Origin of the sequence: Desertivirga arenae (assembly GCF_017355785.1) — a bacterium.
GTDB lineage: Bacteria > Bacteroidota > Bacteroidia > Sphingobacteriales > Sphingobacteriaceae > Desertivirga > Desertivirga arenae.
On record NZ_JAFEWE010000025.1, the window covers coordinates 1 to 24,013 of the forward strand.

The 24,013-nt window shown below is 41.5% G+C and carries 21 protein-coding genes and 1 riboswitch; of the genes, 13 read left to right on the plus strand and 8 right to left on the minus strand.

Annotation, left to right across the window (positions count from 1 at the left end; genetic code table 11):
* Positions 1–275: 275 nt before the first annotated feature.
* Positions 276–932, plus strand: a complete 657-nt coding sequence (locus J4N24_RS25150; RefSeq protein WP_207536503.1) for a hypothetical protein — start codon at positions 276–278, stop codon at positions 930–932.
* A 20-nt stretch (positions 933–952) separates the two neighbouring features.
* Complete coding sequence (locus J4N24_RS25155; protein WP_207536504.1) at positions 953–2,332, plus strand: APC family permease; 1,380 nt, start codon at positions 953–955, stop codon at positions 2,330–2,332.
* Here J4N24_RS25155 and J4N24_RS25160 read toward each other — a convergent pair.
* Positions 2,329–3,447: a metallophosphoesterase gene (locus J4N24_RS25160; protein WP_207536505.1), complete on the minus strand. Its 1,119-nt coding sequence runs from the start codon at positions 3,445–3,447 to the stop codon at positions 2,329–2,331. The genes J4N24_RS25155 and J4N24_RS25160 overlap by 4 nt on opposite strands.
* Positions 3,448–3,610: 163 nt before the next feature.
* Here J4N24_RS25160 and J4N24_RS25165 point away from each other — a divergent pair, with 163 nt between their 5' ends.
* Together J4N24_RS25165 and J4N24_RS25170 are read left to right on the plus strand one after the other, a co-directional pair.
* Positions 3,611–4,666 (plus strand): sensor histidine kinase, encoded by a 1,056-nt coding sequence (locus tag J4N24_RS25165; protein ID WP_207536506.1) that lies wholly within the window; start codon positions 3,611–3,613, stop codon positions 4,664–4,666.
* A gap of 50 nt (positions 4,667–4,716) precedes the next feature.
* On the plus strand, positions 4,717–4,974 hold the full coding sequence (locus J4N24_RS25170; protein ID WP_207536507.1) for a hypothetical protein: 258 nt from the start codon (positions 4,717–4,719) through the stop codon (positions 4,972–4,974).
* Positions 4,975–5,075: 101 nt separating this feature from the next.
* Here J4N24_RS25170 and J4N24_RS25175 read toward each other — a convergent pair whose 3' ends face one another.
* The 3 genes from J4N24_RS25175 to J4N24_RS25185 all read right to left on the minus strand — a co-directional run bounded on the left by J4N24_RS25175 (position 5,076) and on the right by J4N24_RS25185 (position 6,734).
* Positions 5,076–5,267, minus strand: coding sequence for a hypothetical protein (locus J4N24_RS25175; RefSeq protein ID WP_207536508.1), 192 nt, complete (start codon positions 5,265–5,267; stop codon positions 5,076–5,078).
* A gap of 137 nt (positions 5,268–5,404) precedes the next feature.
* Positions 5,405–6,196, minus strand: a complete 792-nt coding sequence (locus J4N24_RS25180; RefSeq protein ID WP_207536509.1) for a hypothetical protein — start codon at positions 6,194–6,196, stop codon at positions 5,405–5,407.
* A 289-nt stretch (positions 6,197–6,485) separates the two neighbouring features.
* The gene (locus J4N24_RS25185) at positions 6,486–6,734 is read right to left on the minus strand and encodes a hypothetical protein (RefSeq protein WP_207536510.1); all 249 of its coding nucleotides are present in this window, start codon (positions 6,732–6,734) and stop codon (positions 6,486–6,488) included.
* 219 nt (positions 6,735–6,953) lie between these two features.
* Between J4N24_RS25185 and J4N24_RS25190 the strand changes: the two genes are divergently transcribed.
* Positions 6,954–7,094: a hypothetical protein gene (locus J4N24_RS25190; protein WP_207536511.1), complete on the plus strand. Its 141-nt coding sequence runs from the start codon at positions 6,954–6,956 to the stop codon at positions 7,092–7,094.
* A gap of 172 nt (positions 7,095–7,266) precedes the next feature.
* Here the strand turns inward: J4N24_RS25190 and J4N24_RS25195 are convergent, their stop codons facing one another.
* The 4 genes from J4N24_RS25195 to J4N24_RS25210 form a co-directional block, all read right to left on the minus strand.
* On the minus strand, positions 7,267–8,655 hold the full coding sequence (locus tag J4N24_RS25195) for an efflux transporter outer membrane subunit (RefSeq protein WP_207536512.1): 1,389 nt from the start codon (positions 8,653–8,655) through the stop codon (positions 7,267–7,269).
* Positions 8,656–8,715: 60 nt separating this feature from the next.
* Complete coding sequence (locus J4N24_RS25200; RefSeq protein WP_207536513.1) at positions 8,716–11,874, minus strand: efflux RND transporter permease subunit; 3,159 nt, start codon at positions 11,872–11,874, stop codon at positions 8,716–8,718.
* A gap of 66 nt (positions 11,875–11,940) precedes the next feature.
* The gene (locus tag J4N24_RS25205) at positions 11,941–13,134 is read right to left on the minus strand and encodes an efflux RND transporter periplasmic adaptor subunit (protein WP_207536514.1); all 1,194 of its coding nucleotides are present in this window, start codon (positions 13,132–13,134) and stop codon (positions 11,941–11,943) included.
* A gap of 17 nt (positions 13,135–13,151) precedes the next feature.
* Complete coding sequence (locus J4N24_RS25210) at positions 13,152–13,604, minus strand: MarR family winged helix-turn-helix transcriptional regulator (RefSeq protein ID WP_207536515.1); 453 nt, start codon at positions 13,602–13,604, stop codon at positions 13,152–13,154.
* 209 nt (positions 13,605–13,813) lie between these two features.
* Here J4N24_RS25210 and J4N24_RS25215 point away from each other — a divergent pair, with 209 nt between their 5' ends.
* From J4N24_RS25215 to metH, 8 genes are all read left to right on the plus strand, one after another.
* Complete coding sequence (locus tag J4N24_RS25215) at positions 13,814–14,029, plus strand: hypothetical protein (RefSeq protein WP_207536516.1); 216 nt, start codon at positions 13,814–13,816, stop codon at positions 14,027–14,029.
* A gap of 485 nt (positions 14,030–14,514) precedes the next feature.
* On the plus strand, positions 14,515–15,651 hold the full coding sequence (hemW, locus tag J4N24_RS25220) for a radical SAM family heme chaperone HemW (protein WP_207536517.1): 1,137 nt from the start codon (positions 14,515–14,517) through the stop codon (positions 15,649–15,651).
* A gap of 70 nt (positions 15,652–15,721) precedes the next feature.
* Entirely contained in the window at positions 15,722–16,273 is a 552-nt protein-coding gene (locus J4N24_RS25225) for a fasciclin domain-containing protein (protein WP_207536518.1), read from the plus strand.
* Between the two features lie 317 nt (positions 16,274–16,590).
* A complete protein-coding gene (locus J4N24_RS25230; RefSeq protein WP_207536519.1) occupies positions 16,591–17,469 on the plus strand; it encodes a carbohydrate kinase family protein in 879 nt (292 codons plus the stop codon).
* 99 nt (positions 17,470–17,568) lie between these two features.
* A complete protein-coding gene (murQ, locus tag J4N24_RS25235; RefSeq protein WP_207536520.1) occupies positions 17,569–18,381 on the plus strand; it encodes an N-acetylmuramic acid 6-phosphate etherase in 813 nt (270 codons plus the stop codon).
* 35 nt (positions 18,382–18,416) lie between these two features.
* Positions 18,417–18,983 (plus strand): hypothetical protein, encoded by a 567-nt coding sequence (locus J4N24_RS25240; protein ID WP_207536521.1) that lies wholly within the window; start codon positions 18,417–18,419, stop codon positions 18,981–18,983.
* Positions 18,984–19,027: 44 nt separating this feature from the next.
* Positions 19,028–19,756, plus strand: coding sequence for a Bax inhibitor-1/YccA family protein (locus J4N24_RS25245; protein ID WP_369806259.1), 729 nt, complete (start codon positions 19,028–19,030; stop codon positions 19,754–19,756).
* Between the two features lie 86 nt (positions 19,757–19,842).
* Positions 19,843–19,954: riboswitch (SAM riboswitch) on the plus strand.
* 161 nt (positions 19,955–20,115) lie between these two features.
* Positions 20,116–23,802, plus strand: coding sequence for a methionine synthase (metH, locus tag J4N24_RS25250; RefSeq protein WP_369806260.1), 3,687 nt, complete (start codon positions 20,116–20,118; stop codon positions 23,800–23,802).
* Positions 23,803–24,013: the final 211 nt, after the last annotated feature.

The following is a 24,013-nucleotide window of genomic DNA, read 5'->3' on the forward strand; positions in this document are numbered from 1 at the left end:
AATTCCTCAACAACCATCCGCTTAAATACTTCGCTGTACTTTTTCGACGAGCTTTCTCTTTTTTGTTTAATTACCTGATAACTCATATGTTGACTTTGTATTAGTCAACTTTTTTCAGGACGAGACAAAAAGATAAAAAAGCCCGGTCTTGTCAGATCGGGCTTTTTTTACTTCCAATGCTTGTATAATGTCATAACATTTGTGCAAGATATCTTACCCCACTTTATCTTTTATCTTTGCAACGGAGTTCTTTAGCAAGAGACTCAAACCTTTACATGAGAAATCTGCTGCTTACAACAATCTTTATTTTTACTGCATTCCTGTCTGTGGCACAGCCGCATCTGGGATATAATAGCACAGGTGTGCAGTTCCGTATGCTTACACAAATGGTTAATAACCGTTATTGGTATAGAAATACAGAATTACTTGAAAATAATAAATACAACTTTAGGGTAACATTTAAAGATGGGACCACTAAGGATATCTTTTCCAAGATCTATACTGACACTGCATTACATGTCTCTTATCTGAAGCTGCCTAATAAAAAATCTAGCCATAATGAAGGCTCAAGAGAAGAGCGGATTTACCCGAAACAGACCTTGAAGATCAGTCGCCTCTATGAGAATTTCAAGCATCCTGAAAAAAAGGAAACTATAGAAGGGCTGGCTGCAGACAGTTGCTGGTTATTCAAGTCAATTTCCGGCAAAATCACAGCCTACTCCTTTTTGTCTGAAAGACTTGATATGCATACTGGCTATCTGTCGGCAATCCAAGTGGACAGCGGAGCTATATTGAACTTTTCGCCAGAACAATTAAGGGCTGTTATTTCAAATTCAGACAAAGCCATGAGGTCTTTCAACAAGCAAGACTATTATCAGGCCATTATTCGATATAACGCGGAAATTAAAAAGGCAAGCGCCGTAAAACAATAGCATCAAGCTTACGCTGTTAAATGTCAACAAGTTCCCATCTCGTTCGTAGGTTAGGCCTCGCTCAGGCTACGGCGATTAATATGACCGATATGGTAGGAATCGGACCCTTCATTACCTTGCCTATGGTTATCGGCATGATGAATGGCCCTTACTTTCTTTATGCCTGGATGGCAGGTGCTTTTCTTTCCCTGGTAGATGCAATGATATGGAGTGAACTTGGAACAGCATTTCCAAAGGCAGGAGGAAGTTATAATTTTTTGAAAGAAGCCTATGGCAGTAGTAAAGCGGGCCGCTTTATGAGCTTTTTATTTGTCTGGCAAACCATGATACAAGCTCCGCTCGTTATTGCATCTGCTTCAATTGGTTTCGCCTCTTATTTCTCCTTTCTGTTCCCCTTAAGCAACATTGGCTCAAAGTGCGTTAGTGCTTCAGTTGTGATATTAATCGTGGTACTCCTTTACAGAAAGATCGAAGATATCGGTAAAATAAGTGTTTTTCTTTGGGGTGGTGTTATCCTTACCATGCTTTGGATCATAGGAGGAGGTATTGCCAATGGTAATTTCACAGCGCCTTTAAAACATATCAACGACGGTCTTACCCTCAACTACGGTTTTGTAGCAGCTATTGGTTTTGCTTCTGTAAAAACGGTTTATAGTTATCTTGGATACTACAATGTTTGTCACCTTGGAGGCGAGATCATTAACCCCGACAAGAATATTCCCAGGAGTATGTTCCTTTCTATAGCGGGTATAGCCTTTCTTTACCTCATGATGAACATTAGTGTTGTCAGTGTAATTCCGTGGGCAGAAGCGAAAGAAAGTGAATTTGTGGTAAGCGTTTTTATTGAGCGAATTGCAGGAAGTACTGCCGCTAAGATCGCCACTGTTCTTATCCTTTGGGTAGCATTCGCTTCGGTCTTTTCAGCAACATTGGGTTACAGTCGCATTCCTTATGCTGCAGCTGCTGATGGAGCATTCTTTAAAATATTCGCCCGCTTGCATCCAACCAAAAATTTCCCTCACGTTTCTTTGCTGATCTTAGGCTCTGTTGCATTTGTATTTAGTTTACTCTTCAGATTAAGTGATGTGATTAGTGCGATCCTCGCCATGCGGATCCTGATTCAGTTTATCGGTCAGGCGTTGGGACTGATCATTTTAAGAAGGAAAAGAGGAAGGGAATCCTTTCCCTACAAAATGCCTTTGTTCCCCGTTCCAGTCATCCTGGCAATTTTGATCTGGTTTGGTATTCTAATTTCAACGGGCAGCAAGATGGTGTTGTCGGGTATTACCGTTATCTGCGCAGGAGCCATTGTCTATTTTATAAAAGCGAAACTAGCAGGAGATTGGCCGTTTCGGTCAAGAGAGCAAACAGCAGAAGAGGCTATAATCCGGAAGGATTAAGATGGTATTTCTTTAGCCGGAGTAGCAAAGCTTTGAACGAGCTTCTCCAATAATACCTCCTCCAATACGATTCGTCCTGAGATATTCTGCTCGTCATACTCCCATTTGATCAAGCGCATATAGCCTCCTTCAATTTCTATTCCCGTAATATCTCCGTCGCTAAAACAACAGCAGCCCGTGTTAAAGTATGTTGGTTGATAAGACAGAAAATCTGTCTTGGTATTTTCTTTCACTCCCCTGATCTTTATTTCTGCTTGCAAGCTCTCGACTTGTTCCCGATCATTTGCCTGCCTGGCCCGGAACAAGCGGCCAAACAACCTTTCAAGATAGGTTAAGGATAAGAAAACTGGCTGATGGGTATGCCCTGTAATGAGCAAGACGTTTTTAAGAGGCGCTACCCACTCATACATAAACTGATTGTGCTTAGATTTAAGAACGGTATTATAAGCCGGGGTGTTAAGATTAAGCTCAAGGTAGAGTTGCAAGGGAGCCCATATGGTAGATACAAACCATTTGCTAAACCAGTTCCCATCGCTTTGTTTATCTCCCTGATGACCGTGCGTAAGAAAAATACTAAGAGGCTGACTGCTCACCTGTATTTTCAGAATCACACCCTCGAACACCTTAAGGTCTTCACCGTAGATGCTTCTTAAGGTAACAGGAGCAAGAGGGTCATTATCCCAATAGAGATCATGATTGCCAAACACTTTGATGAAAGCCTTCCTTCTTAAAAACAACTTCTCTAACTCGAAGGATGACTTGTTATACTTAGTTACTGTCAGAATATTGTTTTCCCAAAGCTCTTCCGCATCTCCCAGACTAATAAATGTAAACCTTTCCTCATTATAATATTCCAGGGCCCTAAGGTAATTCCTCTCCGCATAGGAAAAATCGTCGGATCCGTCTTTGCCCCCTTTATGCTGGTCAGAGAATACTATAAACTTATCCGCAGGACTAACTGAGAGGACAGGTCCGTATTTTCCAGGCTTGGCATTAAGATTATGAAATAAATTCGTTAGGGCGCTATGCACCAAATCTTTATCAGGGCGAGATTCAAATCTGGCTGCCAATTTACTTACTGGCTTTTTAAGCAGCTTTTGAATGAGCTTACGCATGATGCAAAAAAGGGATTTTAATGATTTTGGTTTGAGGTACTGAATGATTTTAAAGAATGAAAATAAAACAGCAAATAGTTGAGGTTCGCCAATCCCTGTTGAGGAAACTTTTTGAATTACGCTATGTTACACTAGCGTTCGATGATGGCATCTCTTCAAGGTTATGACTAATAAACAGAGTTTTAAATTAATTGCCGATTCACCAGTTGCTACGTTTGTACTGGATGTATCTACTGAAAGCCTTGTTTACATAAATTCCGCCTTTAAAAATCTCTTTAATCTGGGGGATGATCTAAATTCAGTAACTAACTTTAGTTCTTACTTTACTGAAGAAGATAAATCCTATTTAAGGGAAGTTTATTCCGCATTATTGCAAGGGATAGAAAAATCAAAAGTCGACGTCAGATTTAATCCGTTAACAGGACCTACTAAATGGTTGAGGCTCCAACCCTGGGTAATTGACGGTGACTCTGGCAAACAGGTTGTTGCTACGGTGACACCTATTACTGAAGAAAGAAATAACTATTCATCGAAAGACAAGTACGCGAACAAAAAAAATGCAGTCCTTAACATCCTTGCACATGACCTTGCAGGCCCATTGGCAATCGCAAATACGCTTGCATCATCCCTTAGAAATAAGATCGATGGAGCGCTTTACCATCAGATTGAAGCAATAGGCAAGATCATTGCGCAGTCGCATAATCTGATCAAAGATTTAACAAACAGAGAATTTCTGGAGACAGCAGAGGTTCAATTAGTTAAAAACCGTATAGATATTGTTAAAAAGCTGAAGGAGTATTTTGAAGAGTACCAACAGAGCGAACAGTTGACAAACAGAACGTTCATTCTAAATTCTTCCGCACCATCCATCTTAATCGAAGTTGATGAAGCAAAGTTTATTCAGATAGTAAATAACTTAACCACCAACGCTCTCAAGTTTACTCACGAGGAGGCATTGATCTCCATCAACATTGAGGACAAAGGAGAAAAAATCATGTTTACATACAGTGATAATGGTATAGGAATTCCAGATGAGTTCAAGGAGGTACTGTTTGAACAATTTACACCAGCGCGAAGGAAGGGACTTCAGGGGGAACCCTCAACGGGAATGGGAATGTGGGTAGTAAAAACGATTGTTGAATGGCATAAAGGTAATATCTGGTTTGATAGTAAAGAGAACGAAGGAACCTCATTCTTTATTGAACTTCCCAAGCATTAATCTGCTTACCGAAGCTTTATTACCTTTGCATCAATAGGAGCAAAAAATACATGAGCGCGGAACAAACAAAAACAACAGCTGAAGCGGAATTTGAACGGAAACTTTTAAGTGCTATTTGTAAAAAACTTATAGAGCTCGGTGAGATAAAAGATGAGGCAGAGTTTCTGGAAAAATACCCTAAAGAAAATCTGGCGGACGTACATAACCAGGAAACCGGCGCGTACTACTTAATGACCGGGGAAAAACCTTTGAAGCTGGTTGAGTACAATCTAAAAACCTTCGATGTTCACCTCATTTCCTCAAATTAACCGAGCTTGATTAATTCGATTTGAACTGCAATGTAATAGACTGTGGACAATCGGTAGACTGGTATCAGACCAATGAGATTCAGGCCAGTTTATTTTCGAACTTATCTGCGTGCCAGTTCATCCCGGATAAGAGCACACTGTTCATACTGTTCCAGCTCCTCTTTTTCCACTAATAGCTCTTTCAATTCGAGTGATGACTTGCTGGCATACTCAATTTTTGTTACCGTAAGATTACTGATTGCCTCAAAATGTCCGTCAGGTGAAAATATGCCCCAGGTAGTTTGTTTATTCATGGTGATGGATTTTTAATATTATTACGGGAGGCAAATAGAGAAGGTTATAAAAAGGTTTGAAAATTGAAGATCGGACTCAACAAGGAATAAAATAAGAAAACCGGCCGTTTCCAGCCGGTTCTCCATTACCATTTAATTTATTGAACTATTTCTGAAAGCTTTGGCACATCACTGCAATTCCCACTTCCAAATTCTATCATCCGCTTGTTTTGTCCTAATCGTTGGAAGAGTATAGCTCCGGACCTGGGTCTGAACTTGTCAGAGCAGGAATATTTTAAGGTGTAAGGAGTTTTAGTCTCGGCAGCGATCTTGGTATTAGCTGGAACATTAGCGACCTCGAGTTGGTAACTGGCCTGATCAATTTCAATAACGTCATCGGAAAAATCAGGGGTAGCTGCGCCTAATTTGATGGTAGACCTCTTTTCGACGCTGAAATTGATGAATGCTCCATTGGTAGACGTGAACTTTCCATCCAGAACATTTAGAAGGAGGTAATTTACCTGATTAATGCTCTCGGTCCCGAAATTATAAGTGCCGCTAATTGCTGTATTACTAACCACATAATTTGATGGAGTTACGGAAATGGTTCCATTAGAGTAGTACATTAAGGAGAGCTTTCCAGAGCGGGAAGTGTTATCACTACAGGTTGTATTGATATTAAAATTCACATCTATCTTTTGCCCGCCTTCTACATCCTGCTTTGTTATAGTTGCACAAGACAAAAAACTTCCATTTTGATTTATTGCAGGTACCTGTTTAGCAATAAATTCAATTTCATTTAACACCCCTTCAACAGTTAAAATATTTGTCGCGGCAAAGGTGTCTTCCTGTAAAGCTTTCTGTTCTGGTGTCTGTTCGGGGAAGTCCTTTTTACAGCCGTAAAAACCTAATGCAAGTATACTTGCAATTAATATCCTGCGTGATCTCATCTCGTTTAATTTATACCATTACGAGATTAGTAGAGCTTGTGCTACAATCAGAGAGTTTTTTCCACAATGAAAACTAGGATGTGTCAGGGCTTTGGACAACCGACCAGGTTTTTATACAAAAAGAACGTAGAAACAGTCATAGAAGCATTTTATTTACAAGCAATTAAGCTTAAACAAAATCTTGCATAGTGTATTTAATACACTGGCATTGTAATTGTATAAAAAAGAGCAAAAGGTTTATAATTGGTTAGTTTAAAGGCTTTCATTCTCCCCGTTTGAAAGCCTTTTTTTAAAGCTCTTTTTCCAGAGTTATTTCCTGGATTTCCTCTCCTCTTACAACCCGTACTATTACAGATTCATTACGAGGTTCAAGGGTTCCGGAAATTCGCATAAGGTGTTCTTTAATTTTAGAACAAATCACATCAAAAGATTTGCTACTCTCTGGAACTTCTATAATAATCACACCTTCCGAGTAATCTACCTCATAGTCTCCAAATCCCAAAACTATCTCATTATAGTATTGATAGGTTATATTCATATTGCTATAGCTGAGCGACAAAAATAACGGGAATTGAGTTTCTTTTATCTTTGAGCGACAAAATACGTTAGGCAAAACCGGATTTCAGAATTCTATACAGCCTTTTTGTACATTTTTTTGTACAGATTTAATGAATAAGCCGTTCTAACACCTATTTAAACCCCGTTTTACTCCTTGGCATATTATTAGCGATACAAGTAACATCAACTTAAGAACATCATGAAAGAATCAACTACTACCACACAAAATACCGCTGAAAGATTAACAGATTTAGAATTGTTAGCTCTTCTAAAATCAGACCTGAGAAACTTCAAAAGTAAAAAAGAGGCATCTCAACAACATCCGCTTCAAGCCGCATAAACACATAAACAAACATCTACCTATAAAAACAACCCCTAAGAGTTCATTACAGAACTCTTTTTTTGTTTACAGCATTCTCAGCCATGATCCTTACAAAAAAGGCCCGGAGGAAAACCTGCGGACCTTTAGTAACTATGTGTGTGTGTATGTGGTTGTGTGCGTAAATAGCGTCTTATTTCCAGCCGCCTCCTAATGCACGATACAATCTTACAACGGATTGGTATTGCTGCAAACGATCGTTCACGCGGTTTAACTGGGCACTAAGGTAGCTTTGCTGAGCATTGATCACCTCTACATAATTGGCGGAACCATAGCGAAGAAGAGCTTCAGTATATTCAATAGATTTTTGAAGGGCTTCAATCTGTTTCTGGCGACTTATAGTCTTATCTGCTGCATTTTGATACAGTGCCAGTGCATCTGAAACCTCCTGACCTGCTGTTAAAAGGGATCTTTGAAAACCGAACAAAGCTTCTTGCTCCTGTGCTTTGGCTACTTCGAGCCTGGTTTTATTTGCCCTCTTGTTGAAAATAGGTTGTGTCAAGCCCCCTACGAAGCTTCCAAATACAGAACCTGAACTAAAAAAGTTTTGCAAGTCGACATTTGATAAGCCTCCTGATGCTGTGATCGTCAAGGTAGGATAAAAGAAAGCTCTGGCGACATTCACATTTTCAAAATAATATCGATAATTGAACTCGGCCTGCTGAACATCCGGCCGGTTACTGAGAAGCTGGGCAGGTACACCTACCGGAAGATTAGTTTGCAAAGTTTGCTGATCAAGATTATTCCGTGCGATTGCTCCCGCCGATCTTCCCAGCAGAACGCTCAAGGCATTTTCTGTTTCTCTGATACGTTGCTTTAAATCAGGGATCGTTACTTCGGCTGCGTATCGACTAGCTTCACTTTGCACAACAGCGGCCCCTGTTACACGGGCTGCGTCTTTTAATTGACGCATGGTCTCTACTGTTTTCACCCAGTTTTGAACGGTCTGCTGGGTTATTAACAATTGCTGATCCAGGGCTAAAAGAGTATAATAATAATTAGCAATATTTGCAACCAAACCGGTTTGAACAGCTCTTGCTCCTGCTTCACTTTGTAACAAATTTGCGTAGCCTGCTTTTCTTGAACTTCTTAACTTACCCCAGATGTCTGCTTCCCAATTTGAGCTCAAACCGGCTTGATAAATCCTGTTATTATTAATAAACTGTCCTCCCTGAGCGTCTGATAGCTTGTTAAATGTTGCTGATGCTGTTCCGTTAAGAGCAGGAAATAAAGCAGCACGATTTTGAAGATAATAAGCTTCAGCCTGCTGGATCCTGGCAGCAGCTATTTTCAGATCAAGGTTTTGAGCAATTCCCTCCTCGATTAATTTTTGAAGGTATGCATCCCCAAAGATCTGAGACCAGGGAAGGGTTCCAATACTACTGGTATCAGAGCTTGGAACATCACGGTAAAGTCCCTCCAGTTTAGCTTCTGGTCTCTTATATTTTTGAATTCCGCAGGAAGCTACCAGCAATGCAAGCGTTGCTAGTAGTCCCAACTGTATCCTTTGTTTTAATATCATGATTTCTGTTTATAGTTACGCTTGTGGTGCGAAAGCACAAACAAGCAGAACAAACGTTAATTAATTTGCAGCAATAGCTTTTTCGTCATCATCCTGTGAAGGAGTATGCGGAGCCCCGGATACTCTTTCCTGCAAGCCCTGGAAAATGATAAACAGTACCGGAATTACAAATACTCCGAAAATTGTTCCGATAAGCATTCCGCCTACAGCTCCTGTACCTATTGATTTATTCCCCACGGCTCCTGCACCCGAAGACAACATAAGGGGAACAAGGCCAAGGATAAAGGCGAAGGATGTCATCAGGATGGGACGCAAACGGGCAGCAGCCCCTTCCATTGCTGCTTGTGCAATTGCCATACCCTGTCTTCTGCGCTCTGCCGCAAACTCTACGATCAGGATTGCATTTTTAGCAAGCAATCCCACCAGCATAATCAGAGTAATCTGCATATATATATTATTCGTCACTCCAAATAACTTTGCAAAGATGAAGGCTCCTGCAAGTCCTACCGGAAGTGAAAGCAGTACAGAGAACGGAAGAATGTAACTTTCGTACTGCGCACTTAACAAGAAGTAAACAAATACCAGTACGAGCAGGAAGATAAATACGGTTTGCCCTCCTGCAGTTAATTCCTCCCGTGTAATTCCTGAGTACTCGTAACTATAGCCTGAAGGCAAGGTCTGAGCAGCAACCTCCTGAACTGCTTTGATGGCGTCACCAGAACTAAATCCAGGTTTCGGAGTACCCGTTACCGCCATTGAAGTGAAAAGGTTGAAGCGGGTGATTGCCTGAGGGCCGTAAACTTTTTGCAGCGTAATGAACTCACTTACCGGCGCCATTGCTCCTGTTTTTGTTCGAACAAAAATACTGCTCAGTCCTTCTGGATTAGCTCTGAACTCTGCTTCCGCCTGGTACATTACACGGTATTGCTTACCGAACTGGTTGAAGTTTGAAGCGTACACCCCTCCATAGTAACCTTGCATGGTGTTCAGCACATCATTAACTGTTAATCCTGCATCTTTAACCCGTGCTACATTCACGTCGATCTGATACTGCGGGAAGTTAGGATTGAAGGGAGTTGCAGCATACTGGATTTCAGGACGTGCGTTCAAGGCCGCGAAGAAGTCCTGACTAACCTTGTAAAACTTAGCGATATCACCGCCGCTCCTATCCTGAAGCTGGAACTCAAAACCGCCCGATGTACCGAATCCCTGAATGGTAGGTTGCGGGAAGAAAATAACTTTGGCATCGCGGATACCTGCAGTCCTTCCAAACATCTGACCAATGATGGCCTGTACGTCCTGGCCCTTTCCGGTACGCTGAGCCCATGGTTTCAACCGCATTATCACCATTCCATAGTTACTTCCGGTACCACTAATAAGGCTTCGGCCGGTAATACGAAGAATATGCTCCACTTCCGGAACTTTGCTTGCAATAGCCGCAATTTCCCTGGTTACTTCATCAGTTCTTTCCCTTGAAGATCCCGGAGCTAAACTAATGTCTGACATTACTACCCCCATGTCCTCGTTCGGTACAAAGGCTTTCGGTGTTGTTAATGTCAGCACATAATAAATGCCAGCGAACAAAGCAATACCAGCAATAGCAACCCATGGCTTGCGGGTAAAGAAGTTCAACGAGCGACGGTATTTATGAGTGGTCGCATCAAATGCTGTATTGAAAGCGGTATAGAAACGTTGGAGAAAACCCGCCTTATGTTCCCCTTCCTGATGTGGTTTTAAGAATATTGCACAGAGGGCCGGACTTAAAGTCAGCGCGTTCACAGCAGAAAGAATGATTGAGATAGCCAGTGTTAAACCGAACTGTTTATAGAATACCCCTGCAGAACCAGAGATAAAGGAAACCGGAATAAAAACCGCTGCCATTACCAGCGTAATGGAAATAATTGCTCCTGAAATTTCATCCATTGCCTCTATCGTTGCCAATCGTGCCGATGAATACCCATGGTCGAGTTTAGCATGGACGGCCTCCACAACAACAATCGCATCATCGACGACAATACCAATGGCAAGGACGAGTGCAAACAGCGTCAAGAGATTTATAGTAAATCCAAAAAGCTGTAGGAAGAAGAAAGTACCTATGATAGCCACCGGAACGGCAATTGCCGGAATGAGGGTGGATCTGAAATCCTGAAGGAAAACAAATACTACAATAAATACGAGGATAAAGGCCTCGATCAGGGTGTGAATCACCTTCTCGATAGATGCATCAAGGAAGTCGTTCACGTTAATAACAGTAACGTAATTCACACCTTTGGGAAAGGATGGTTTTGATTTTTCAAGGACCGCCAGGGTTCCTTCGATAACCTCTTTTGCATTAGAGCCTGCTGTTTGCGCGATGGCAACACCAATACCCTGCTTTTCATCCACCTTTGTTGTACTTGAATACCCTTGCGCGCCAAGCTCAATCCGCGCTACATCTTTAAGACGAAGTACTTGTCCGCTACCTGTAGATTTTAAAATAATATCGCCAAACTCTTCTGTATTCTTTAGTCTGCCTTTATACTTCAATACATATTGGAAAGCCTGCTTTCCTTCCTCTCCAAATTGTCCCGGAGCGGCTTCTATATTTTGCTCTGCCAAGGCATTACTAACATCTGAAGGAACCAAACCGTAGCTGGCCATTACATCGGGTTTTAGCCAAATCCGCATGGAATATTCCATCGTTCCGAAAACGGTAGCGTCGCCCACACCGGGAATACGCTTTATCTGAGGAATAAGGTTGATACTTGCATAGTTCTGCAGGAACTTCTGATCGTAGGCTGGATTATCACTGTAAAGAGTAAAAATTACCAGGTTACTGCTCTGTCTTTTTGCTGTGATAACCCCCGCCCGGGTCACTTCCTGAGGAAGCAAACTGGTTGCACGAGCCACCCGGTTCTGAACGTTCACCGCAGCAAGGTCGGGATTGGTACCCAGTTTAAAGTTAACGGTGATGTTGGCAGTACCATCGTTACCAGCCGAGGAAGTCATGTAAGTCATGTCTTCCACACCATTGATCTGTTCCTCAAGGGGTACAACAACACTATTTAATACCACATCAGCACTGGCTCCCTGATAAGAAGCACTTACCTGAACAGTAGGTGGTGCGATGTCCGGATACTGGGAAATAGGCAGGGATACAAGTCCCAGAATTCCCAGAATAACTATGATGATAGATATTACCGTTGATAGAACCGGCCTCTCTATGAATCTTCTAAACATAAATTAATGTAATTGATACATGTTAGTCAGGGAAATAAGCCCCCGAAATATTTTCAGCTTCAGATCTTATCTCTGAACTTCCTCTTGTTTGAGCGAATTAAATACACTGTCGGCACTTACTACCACAGGTTTAATTTTTGCACCTTCACGAAGTCCGGATATTCCTTCAATTACGATCTTGTCGCCCGCCTTCAGGCCGCTCTGAACGACATAGGAAAGGCCTGCAGCCGAAGGATTAATTTCAACAGGTGCAGAGGTTACTGAATCTGCTTTAAGGATGTAAACAAATTTTTTACCTTGAATCTCGTAAGTTGCTTTTTGAGGAACGAGAATAGCATTTGGAATGCTGGCTGGAATACGAAGTGTTCCCGTGCTTCCACTGCGAAGCAAACCAAGCGGATTGGGAAAAGTTGCTCTGAAGTTTGATGAACCCGTTTCTGTATTGATCAAAGCACTTGCTGCTTCTACTTTACCCTTTTGTGGATAAGGAGAACCATCAGGAAGAATTAGTTCAACTGCCGGAAGCTTAGAGAGCTTAGCCTGCAACGTTGAACCTCCTGTTGACTTCGAGAAGTCTAACACCTGCTTTTCGTTCATTGAAAAGTAAGCATACATGCGGCTTACATTTGCAACTGTAGTTAAGGGCTCAGGAATATTGCTATTTACTAATGCACCTACCTTGTAAGGAATGCGTCCAATAACCCCGTTGGCGGGACTAGTTACAAGAGAGTAAGATAAATTCGTTCTCGCGTTCTTTAGCTGGGCCTGCGCGGCAGCGAGGGATGCTCGGGCCGATTGCAAATTCAACTGAGCGTTCTGCAATTCAAAATTGCTGATAATATCTCTTTCAACCAGAGGCTTAACTTGATTAACTTTCAATTGAGCATTGCTAACGTTAGTGCGTGCAATCTGAACATTTGCCTGAGCTGTTCTAACCTGCTGCTCAAAAAGATCTCCGTTAATCCTGAACAGTCTTTGTCCTTTACTCACCCTCGCCCCTTCATCTACGTAGATCTGTTCAATATAACCGTCCACTCTTGGCCGGATTTCAACGGTTTGCTGGCCTTCGATAGTTGCAGGGAAGTCTGTGTGTAATTCTGCTACCTGAGGTGCTAACTCTATTACTTTATAGTCTTTTACCTGGTTGGGATCCCCTGCCATCCCTGGTGCAGCACCTTTACTGTTTCCTCCACCGCATGACGCTAATAAAAGCGGAACGGAGATAAACATGGAAAAATTTAAGAGGTGTTTTTTGTTCATGATTGATGGGTGTGTGATTATTTAGATGATTGTAATGTGTTTGCGTTTTGTTGGATCTGACCTAAAACTCTTAAAGTGGTCTCGTAATCTGCATCACTGATCTCCTCAGTAAGTGCCTTAAAAATCCCCTCTTCAATTTGCAAGATCTTGTCAAAAAGCTGGTCGCACTTCCCTGTCGCACTAATTGTATTTTTCCGCCTGTCTCCCGCTACCTGACTCCTTTTTACCAGCTCTTGCTTTTCCAGTATATCAATTGTTCTTAGCACGGCTGATTTATCCTTACAAGTATGATTAGCCATATCTTGCTGTGTTACATCCCCTTCCATATTTCTTAATCCATGAAGAAATATATATTGTTCTATAGTAATTGGAATATTATGCTTCACAAAGGCAGCACCTAATACCTTAAGAATTAACCGGCGGGTAGTTCCGATTACATATCCAATAGATGGACTGGTTCTGTTGCTCATTTCAATAGTTGATAATGTCAACAAATATAAGAAGATTGAATGTTGATAGAATGTCAGATTGCAAAATCACCTGTAAGACTTCCTATAATTCCATGATCTAAAATTTTTAGGCTGCTGACATAGGATTGTCACCTATGCTTAGCTCTTTTGAAGAATTAAAAAAAACAGCAACAAAATTCATACAATTTCATCTAAGCAGAAAAAGAAAAATGAAGATCCTGGTTTTTAAAACAAACGTGCGGAGACAAGAACAAATCGCCAAAATAAAAGCGCTTTTAAGCCCTGTACTTTCTATAAGAGAATGGAACCTTGATTTGAAAGACAGGGATAAGATCTTGAGAATTGTAACTAATGGGTTACCACCTATTTTTATTGAAAGTCTGCTAGAGACATCAGGTATTTTTTGTGAGGAACTTGAAGACTGAAAGATCTGAATATACTTTTGCTACAATTGGATCGCCTGAGATTAACGACTATCGAAACGATATGAGAAGTAATAAAAAAGGGCCGGAAAAGATCCCGGCCCTACATCTACCTATGAAAAACATGCCCTTTGGGAGGGCGAGTATTTATAAACAATTTACATGCCATTAAAACAATATCCAATTAATGCTGTTTAAGCTATTCCTCACGTCAAAAACGTAGAATAATTTACACTACGAAGAAGACTTTTCCTATAAATACCCACACTATACCTGATTCAAACTAATAAGGTTAATGCCCCTTAACTTACCACTTAAATGCATCAATTACCGATAAGCTTACATTCATCTTATTCAAGAAAAGCTATTTCATTTACCTTTGCGTATCTTTTATAAAGTGCTCACGGATTTTTTGCGTCAGCTAATTATTCAGATAAAATACGGGGGTTCAGCTAAGAATGTTCTCCTGCAACTAATACTACTCGAACATGGCCGGAATTTACCTGCATATCCCCTTCTGTAAGAAAGCATGTCATTATTGTGATTTCCATTTTACTACCTCCCTTAAAGACAAAGAGGTGTTGTTACAGGCAATGCATGATGAGATCAGATTACAAAAAAACTTCCTGGAGGGGGAAAAAATCGACACGATATATTTCGGCGGAGGAACGCCTTCTGTGGTTGGCGCAGATGAAATACAGCGTTTAATTGATACTATTTCTTCTTTACATCCGGTAAGTTCTGAGACTGAGATAACTCTGGAGACAAACCCCGACGATCTGGAAAGCCGGGCAGTAAATGAACTGAGACATACACAAGTGAACCGGTTTAGTATCGGGGTTCAATCGTTTTTTGAGGAAGATCTGATCTGGATGAACCGGGCACACAATGCGGCTCAAGCGGAAGCTTCAATAAAACGCGTACAGGATGCAGGCTTCGAGAATATAACATCGGACCTGATCTATGGCTACCCTCTTCTTAAAGACCATAAATGGAAGGGTAATATTCAGAAAATGATTGAGCTGCAGGTGCCGCACATCTCGGCTTACTCAATGACTGTGGAACAAAGAACTGCCCTGGCGCATTTCATTAAAAGCGGGAAGCAGCCCGCGATGAATGAACAGCAAAGTGCCGAACAATTCATTATCCTCATGGAGAGTCTGGCAGAAAACGGATTTGAGCATTATGAAATTTCTAATTTTGCACAGCCGGGCTTCTATTCCCAACATAATGCGAATTATTGGAAGGGAGTTTCTTACCTGGGGTTGGGCCCTTCCGCTCACTCTTTTAACGGAAGACAAAGACAATGGAATATCGCTAACAACTCCAAGTATATTAAGGGGATATTAGAGGGACTTATTCCTGCTGAAACAGAGATCCTGACTAAAGAAGATCAATTTAATGAATATATCATGACCTCTTTGAGGACTATCTGGGGAACAGATCTCCTATTTATTGAAAAAGAATTCGGATCTGATTTTAAGAACTTTCTTGTAGAGCCGCTTGCAGAGTTTAAGGAAAAAGGATGGGTTTCTGTATCAGATAACAAAGTTATACTGACAAAGGAGGGTAAATTATTCGCTGATCATATCGCTTCGGAACTCTTTATTTCTGCAGAACAATAATTTCAGCTTCAGAAATCCATACTCATTCCCATTTCGTAATTCTTCATGAAAACAATAAGAACCCATAATCATGAAAAGAATTACCCTGACAATTTTCGCAGTAGTAGCTACTTTATTTTGCAATGAAACATTTGCTCAAAAAACCGTGATGGTAGGTGGAGCTGCAATGTATCCTACTAAAGATATTGTAGACAATGCTGTAAATTCAAAGGATCACACCACTTTAGTTGCAGCGGTTAAAGCAGCCGGTCTGGTAGAAACTCTAAAGTCGGAAGGACCATTTACAGTATTTGCACCCACAAATGCCGCATTTGAAAAACTTCCGGCAGGAACGGTTGAATCACTGGTTAAACCAGAAAATAAAGCTACCCTTACTAATATCCTTACTTATCATGTTGTTGCAGGAAAACACAGTGCAGCTGACATTGCTGCTGCTATAAGAAAAGGAAATGGAACAGCTGAATTTAAGACTGCAAATGGCGGAAAACTTTGGGCAATAATGAATGGCAAAAGCCTTGTACTTAAAGACGAAAAAGGAATGACCGCGATGGTAACCATTAAAGACGTTTTTCAAAAGAATGGAGTAATTCACGTAGTAGACACCGTATTAATGCCTAATTAATCATTAATGCTCTCATGTAAACCCGGCCACCTCCAGCCGGGTTTCTTTTCTATAGGGATTTATCAAGAAGAGATGATTAAATACTATCCTCCCGGGGGTTGAACTATAGGCTTAAGCCCTCCTTTAAGGCGTAATTTGTCTTTTAACCGCCAGGAAGAACCTCCAAGGCTAGATCCCGGTTTTCTTCAAAAGTTCTGCTCCTAAAGGAATTTTTATAAATCCGTAAACCTTCATTCGAAAAAAAGCTTTTAGATTTAAATTGTGTTGCAAGAATGAAAGCAAAGTCACTGTCTTGTTTCTAATTTAAATTCTGATCAATGAAGAAAGTTGTTTGCTTCGGCGAAGTTTTATGGGATAATTTCAAAGATGGAAGAAAGCCAGGGGGAGCTCCTATGAACGCAGCCCTGCATCTTTTTAGAAATGCTGTTAATGCAGTAGTAATTAGCAGTCTGGGTGAAGATCAAAACGGAGAAGATCTTCGAACATTCCTGGAGACCCAGGGCCTAGGCACTGATCATATTCAGCAACATCCTACTCTACCAACCGGGGTAGTTGAGGTCAATTTGGATGAACAACAGCAAGCTACTTATACCATTGTTAAACCAGTAGCATGGGATGATATTAAGTTTTCTATGGCGCTCAGTGAGGTGATCGAAAATGCTGATGCACTATTATTTGGAAGTCTTGCCAGCAGGGATGAGCGATCAAGAACCACACTCTTTCAACTGATTCCCGTTGCAAAATTAAAAGTACTGGACCTGAACCTCCGACCTCCCCATGTTGACCATCGCTTGATTAAAGAATTGATTTTAAAAGCTGATCTTCTAAAATTAAACGAAGATGAACTAGCATTCCTTGGAGACTTGTTTAATGTCAAAGGAGACCATATTGAAGGCCTGATTTCTGCAGTAGCGGAAGCTACCGGAATAAAGACAGTTTGTGTTACACTGGGAGCTGAGGGGGCCGCTGTATATCACGACGGAAATTTCTATAAGCATAAGGGTTTTAAAGTAACCGTAGTCGATACTGTCGGTGCAGGCGACGCCTTTCTCGCTACTTTTCTTGCCGGATATTTAGAAAAAAGACCGATTGAAGCGGTTTTAGAACGGGCTTGCGCAGCTGGGGCTCTGGTGGCTTCAAGAGAAGGAGCTAATCCGGATTACTCGCTGGAGGATGTTTCAAAATTCCTGCACTAACTTCTCTTTTGAACTTAAAAGTGCTTATTCTACCATAAAACTAGATTATCTGTTGACTCTTTTTCTTTTTCCTTCAGCAAAAATTCTGACCTTTACGCTATGAATCGAATTACCGAGCAGGAATCGCTATACACCGACCTCGATAAAATGCCTATTGACGCTTTGCTTCGCGGAATTAACAACGAGGATAAAACTGTTCCCTCAGCCGTTGAAAAGGCAATACCTCAAATTGAGAAATTGGTAGAAGTTATTTCTGAAAAAATGAGGGCTGGTGGCAGACTTTTCTATATCGGTGCAGGTACCAGCGGTCGCTTAGGTATTGTTGATGCATCTGAATGTCCGCCTACTTACGGAGTACCTCATGATTGGGTAATCGGTATTATTGCGGGCGGCGATGGAGCGATCCGGAAAGCAGTTGAATTTGCTGAAGACGATAGAGAACAGGCATGGAAAGACCTACAAGCATACAATATTAGCGATAAAGACGTTCTTGTAGGAATTGCAGCATCGGGCACAACCCCATACGTGATAGGAGGCCTTCAGAAAGCGAATGAGACGGGAGTTGTCACAGGCTGTATCGTATGTAATGAAGGAAGTGCTGTGGCTGCCGAATCGAAATTTCCTATAGAAGTTGTTGTAGGCCCTGAATTCGTAACGGGATCAACACGTATGAAATCTGGAACGGCGCAGAAACTTGTACTCAACATGATCAGCACCACTGTTATGATTCAGTTAGGCCGGGTAAAAGGCAACAAGATGTTCGACATGCAGCTGAGCAATCACAAATTGATCAATCGTGCCGTTAAGATGGTCATGGAAGCTACGGGTACAGATGAAGAAACGGCACAAAAACTGCTCGAACAACATGGAAATGTTAGAAAAGCAGTGGAAGCTTTTAAACAACAAGATTAAAATTACTTCTCCTTACAGGGGAAACGGAGGGCAATATGCACGACATAGAACCATATTATAGGTGGCGTGACGATTATGTAGCAGCGGAAGATGAGAAGTCGCCCTTTTATCAGACGGAGTACAGTGAGTTCGAGTTTGATAAGAAGATCTACAATTACTACATCCATCCGCAGTGGGATTATTTTGGTTCGCAGACATTATATATAAAGATCCTCTACGTAGACTATGACCGGCATTATGCTATTATAGAATTCATTGGAGAATGGAATGATACATTGTATAATGACATAATGCTACTGAAACGAGAGATCCTGGAGCTGATGATGCAGGAAGGCATTAATAAGTTTATTCTGATTGGGGAAAATGTATTGAACTTTCACGCGTCTGACGATTCGTATTATGAAGAGTGGTTTCAGGACGTTGAGGACGGTTGGATTGCAGGCGTGAATTTCAGAGAACACGTAGTTGATGAGTTCAAAGACAGGAATATTGACTACTATATCAACTTCGGAGGAAATCTGGATGAAATGACCTGGAGGAATTTGAAGCCTATACAGTTTTTCAAAAATGTTGAAGAGCAGCTGACAAAGAGGTTGTATTGAAAAAATTTATTAACTTCCACCCGTATATCTAAACTTATTTAAAGGTGGAAGATCAAAATTATCAGTTTAAGAACGTTATTCAGCTTGACGGAGCTGAAAGTTCTAAAAAATTTATGGCATCTGTTTTTCTATGGATGTTCATTGCGTTGGGTATATCTGCAGGCCTTGCCTATTGGTTCGCTAACGATTATACTCTATTATCCTATCTTGTAGATCCCTTAACTGGCGGTACATCTTTACTTGGTAAAATAGCGATGTTTGCCCCATTAGGCTTCGTTCTGCTGATGTCGTATGGGTTTCAAAAGCTACCCTATGGAGTGCTCATTGTGTTATTTACCACTTACGCTGCAATTACAGGTATTAGCTTGAGTTTCATTTTGCTCGCTTATACTGCTTCTTCAATTTATGGTTGCTTTATAACAGCATCTCTCTTATTTGGAGTTATGGCCATTGCAGGCTATACCACCAGCCAGGATTTAACTAAAATGGGTTCCATCCTTATTATGCTGCTTATTGGCCTCGTAATAGCTAGTATTGTAAATTGGTTCCTGAAAAGTGATCAGTTAGACTACATCCTGAGCTTTATTGGCGTTGTCATATTCGTTGGCTTAACAGCCTATGACGTTCAAAAATTAAAAAAGATAAGCTATAGTGCTAATGAGCTGGGAGAAGTTCAAATGAGCAAGCTTTCCATCATTGGAGCTCTCACCCTTTATCTCGACTTTATTAATTTATTCCTTTATCTGTTGAGATTATTTGGCAGAAGGAAATAATCATAGCAATTTCATTTCGGGAGGCATTACTTAAGGGTGATGCCTTTCTTATTTGCAAATCACCTGATTTTATCGCATTTTTGCATTGCTTATTCAGAAAGACGGAGGGACTAGACCCTATGATGTCTTAGCAACCTGTGCTTACAAGGTGCTAAATTCTATCCGAGTCCGCACCTGAGGATTAGGAAAAGATAAGTAAGAAAGAAAGCCGGAAACCGACTTTTCGAAAATAAGCATTTTTAGATGTGAGATTTGAGATATTAGATACAGGACTTCTTACAAGTCTTAGTTTTAACCACATTCAAATTAATATTGCTGGACATTAGTTTCAAAACTCTTATGTCTCAAACTCGCATAGCATATCTAAATACAACATGGACATTAGAAAAGAGCTTGAGAAACGAATTCTGATTATTGATGGTGCGATGGGTACAATGATCCAGCGCTATCATTTAACTGAAGAAGATTTTCGTGGAGAAAGGTTTAAAGACCACCCTTGTGATGTGAAGGGCAATAATGACCTTCTAAACATTACACGCCCTGATATAATCAAGGCAATTCACGCCGAATATCTGGAGGCTGGGGCCGATATTATCGAGACTAACACTTTCAGTACTCAACGCATTTCTATGGCAGATTACCAAATGGAGGATCTTTCTTATGAAATGAGCTATGAAGGAGCACGGATTGCAAAAGAGGTGGCACTGGAATATACTGTCAAAAATCCAGACAAGCCTCGTTTTGTAGCCGGGGCAATGGGTCCAACAACGAAGATGGCATCTATGTCTCCAGACGTTAACGACCCCGGATTCAGGGCTGTGACGTTTGACGAACTTGCGGAAGCATTTTACGAACAGGTGCGTGGTTTGGTAGACGGAGGAGCAGATGTTTTGCTCTTTGAAACTATCACCGATACATTGATCACCAAAGCTGGTATCTTCGCCGTGAAACGATACGAAGAAGAGATTGGAAGGAAGATCGACATCATGATCTCCGGTACTATCACTGATGCCAGCGGCCGTACACTTTCTGGTCAGACAGCTGAAGCTTTTCTAAATTCACTTACGCACGCTAACATATTAAGTATAGGTTTCAACTGCGCCCTCGGAGCTAAAGAAATGCGTCCGCATATAGAAGAATTAGCAAAGAAGGCTCCGTGTTATGTTTCAGCTTACCCCAATGCCGGTTTGCCTAATGAATTTGGTGCTTATGACGAGCTTCCCCATGAAACTGCCCACTTTGTGGAGGATTTTATGGAACATGGTTTTGTGAATATAGTGGGTGGATGTTGCGGAACGACACCTGAACATATTGCCTGCATTGCAGAAAAAGCAGCGAAACTTGCACCAAGGAAAATCCCCCAAGTGGAACCTTATTTGCGTTTAAGCGGACTGGAACCTGTTACCATCACTCCTGAAAGTATTTTTGTAAATATCGGTGAACGCACGAATATTACAGGCTCCCCAAAGTTCTCCAAACTAATTCTAGGAGGAGATTACGAAGGAGCTCTCACGGTTGCCCGTCAACAGGTTGAAGGAGGTGCGCAGGTGATAGATGTAAACATGGATGAGGGAATGCTTGACTCTGAAGCAGCAATGACTAAATTCCTAAATCTGATTGCATCAGAACCTGATATCGCTAAACTTCCGATAATGGTCGATTCTTCCAAATGGACAGTGATCGAGACAGGATTGAAATGCCTTCAGGGAAAGGGAATTGTTAACTCCATTTCCCTAAAAGAAGGAGAAGAAAAGTTCATTGAAAGCGCCAGGAAGATATTAACCTACGGTGCTGCTGTAGTCGTAATGGCCTTTGATGAGAATGGCCAGGCTGATAACTACGAACGCCGTGTGGAGATCTGTAAGCGCTCTTATGATATTCTAGTAGATAAAGTTGGGTTCCCTCCTCAGGATATTATTTTCGACCCTAACATCCTTACTGTTGCAACCGGGTTGGAGGAACACAATAATTATGCAGTCGACTTTATCAACGCTACCCGTTGGATCAAAGAAAACCTTCCTTATGCAAAGGTAAGCGGAGGTGTTTCTAACATTTCATTCTCATTCAGGGGAAATAACGTGGTACGTGAAGCCATGCACTCTGCCTTCCTGTACCATGCTATTAATGCAGGTCTGGATATGGGGATTGTGAACGCGGGAATGCTGGAGGTTTACGAACAGATACCTAAAGAGCTGTTGGAAAGAGTTGAAGATGTACTTCTAAATCGCCGCCCTGACGCGACAGAGAGATTGGTTGAATTTGCAGAAACTGTTAAGGCAAAAGGCAAAGAGGCTGTCAGGGACGAAGAATGGAGAAAAGGAAGCGTAGAGGAAAGACTGACACACTCACTGGTTAAAGGTATAGTAGAATACCTGGATGCTGATGTTGAAGAAGCCCGTCAGAAATACGACAGGCCATTACAGGTAATTGAAGGGCCCCTGATGGACGGAATGAATGTAGTAGGAGATCTGTTCGGTGCAGGAAAAATGTTCCTTCCACAGGTTGTAAAGTCAGCTCGTGTAATGAAAAAGGCTGTAGCCTACCTGCTGCCCTTTATCGAGGAAGAAAAATTAAAGAACCCTTCATCAACGGGCTCAAGTTCAGCTGGAAAGGTGTTACTGGCAACTGTGAAAGGTGACGTGCATGATATTGGAAAAAATATCGTGGGTGTAGTCCTTGCCTGCAACAACTTTGAAGTGATCGATATGGGCGTGATGGTCCCTGCACAGGAAATCATTAAAAGAGCCCGGGAAGAAAAGGTTGACATCATTGGATTAAGTGGCCTGATCACCCCTTCACTGGATGAAATGGTGCATTTTGCTAAAGAAATGGAGCGTGAAGGCTTCAGCATTCCATTGCTGATCGGTGGAGCTACTACTTCCCGCATCCATGCTGCTGTAAAAATTGATCCGAACTATTCTGGCTCTGTTGTACACGTTCTAGATGCTTCAAGAAGCGTTACTGTTTGCAGCACGCTTATGAATGGTGAAGCAAAAGAGACATACATAACAAATATTAAAGCAGAATACGAGAAAGCGAGAGAGGCTCATCTAAATAAACGGTCCGACAAAAGATATAAAACGATCAAGGAAGCCCGGGAGAAAAAGTTTCAGATTAACCCCGATCTGGTAGCTCCTGCTCCATCTTTATTAGGAACCAAAGTTTTCGAAGACTTTCCTTTAAGTGAGCTCGAGGCCTACATTGACTGGACTCCTTTTTTCCATACCTGGGAATTGCGTGGAAGCTATCCTCGTATTTTTGAGGATAAAGTAGTAGGAGATGAAGCTAAAAAGCTTTATGAAGATGCGCAAAGACTACTGAGACGAATCGTGGACGAGAAGCTGTTAAAAGCTAAAGCTGTTATAGGTTTCTGGAAAGCGAATACAATAAATGATGACGATATAGAATTGGAGGTTGGAGAGTCATCTCCAGTGGTGATCCATACCCTTCGTCAGCAGACTGAGAAAATGGAAGGCGAGCCTTACTATGCACTTTCCGATTTCGTTGCTTCAAAGGAAAGTGGTGTAGAAGATTATTTTGGCGGTTTTGCCGTTACAGCGGGAATAGGGTGTGATGAGCTGGTAGCAGAATTCGAAAAGAACCACGACGACTACAACAGCATCATGACTAAAGCTATAGCTGACCGTTTTGCCGAAGCTTTTGCCGAGAAGATGCATGAGTTGGTACGTAAAGAGTACTGGGGCTATGCGAAAGATGAGGAGTTGAATAATGAGGAGTTAATCAAAGAGAAGTACCAGGGAATACGCCCCGCACCTGGATATCCAGCCTGCCCTGAGCATACAGAAAAGCGTACTTTATTTGATCTTTTGAAAGCGGAAGAAACAACCGGAATACATTTAACGGAAAGCTTTGCAATGTTCCCTGCAGCTTCAGTTAGTGGCTTCTACTTCTCCCATCCCGAATCCCGTTATTTTGGTTTAGGTAAGATCACCAAAGATCAGGTAGAAGATTACGCAAGACGCAAAAATATGACCTTAGAAGAAGCTGAAAGATGGCTGAGTCCTAATTTGGCTTATACACCTTAAACACCACTCTTAATGGGCAATAAAAAAACCGGCTCTTGGGCCGGTTTTTTTATTAATGAGCTGAGTTAGATTTTAAGTCCTATCGGATCAAGCGGAAAATCTGGGGGGCTAAGAACTTAAGCATAGATTTTAGTTAGCCTGTATAGAAAGAAAGCGGTATCTCTTACCCCTCTAGATGTTGCTCTAAATGCTTTTATTTTAGCGTTGAAGG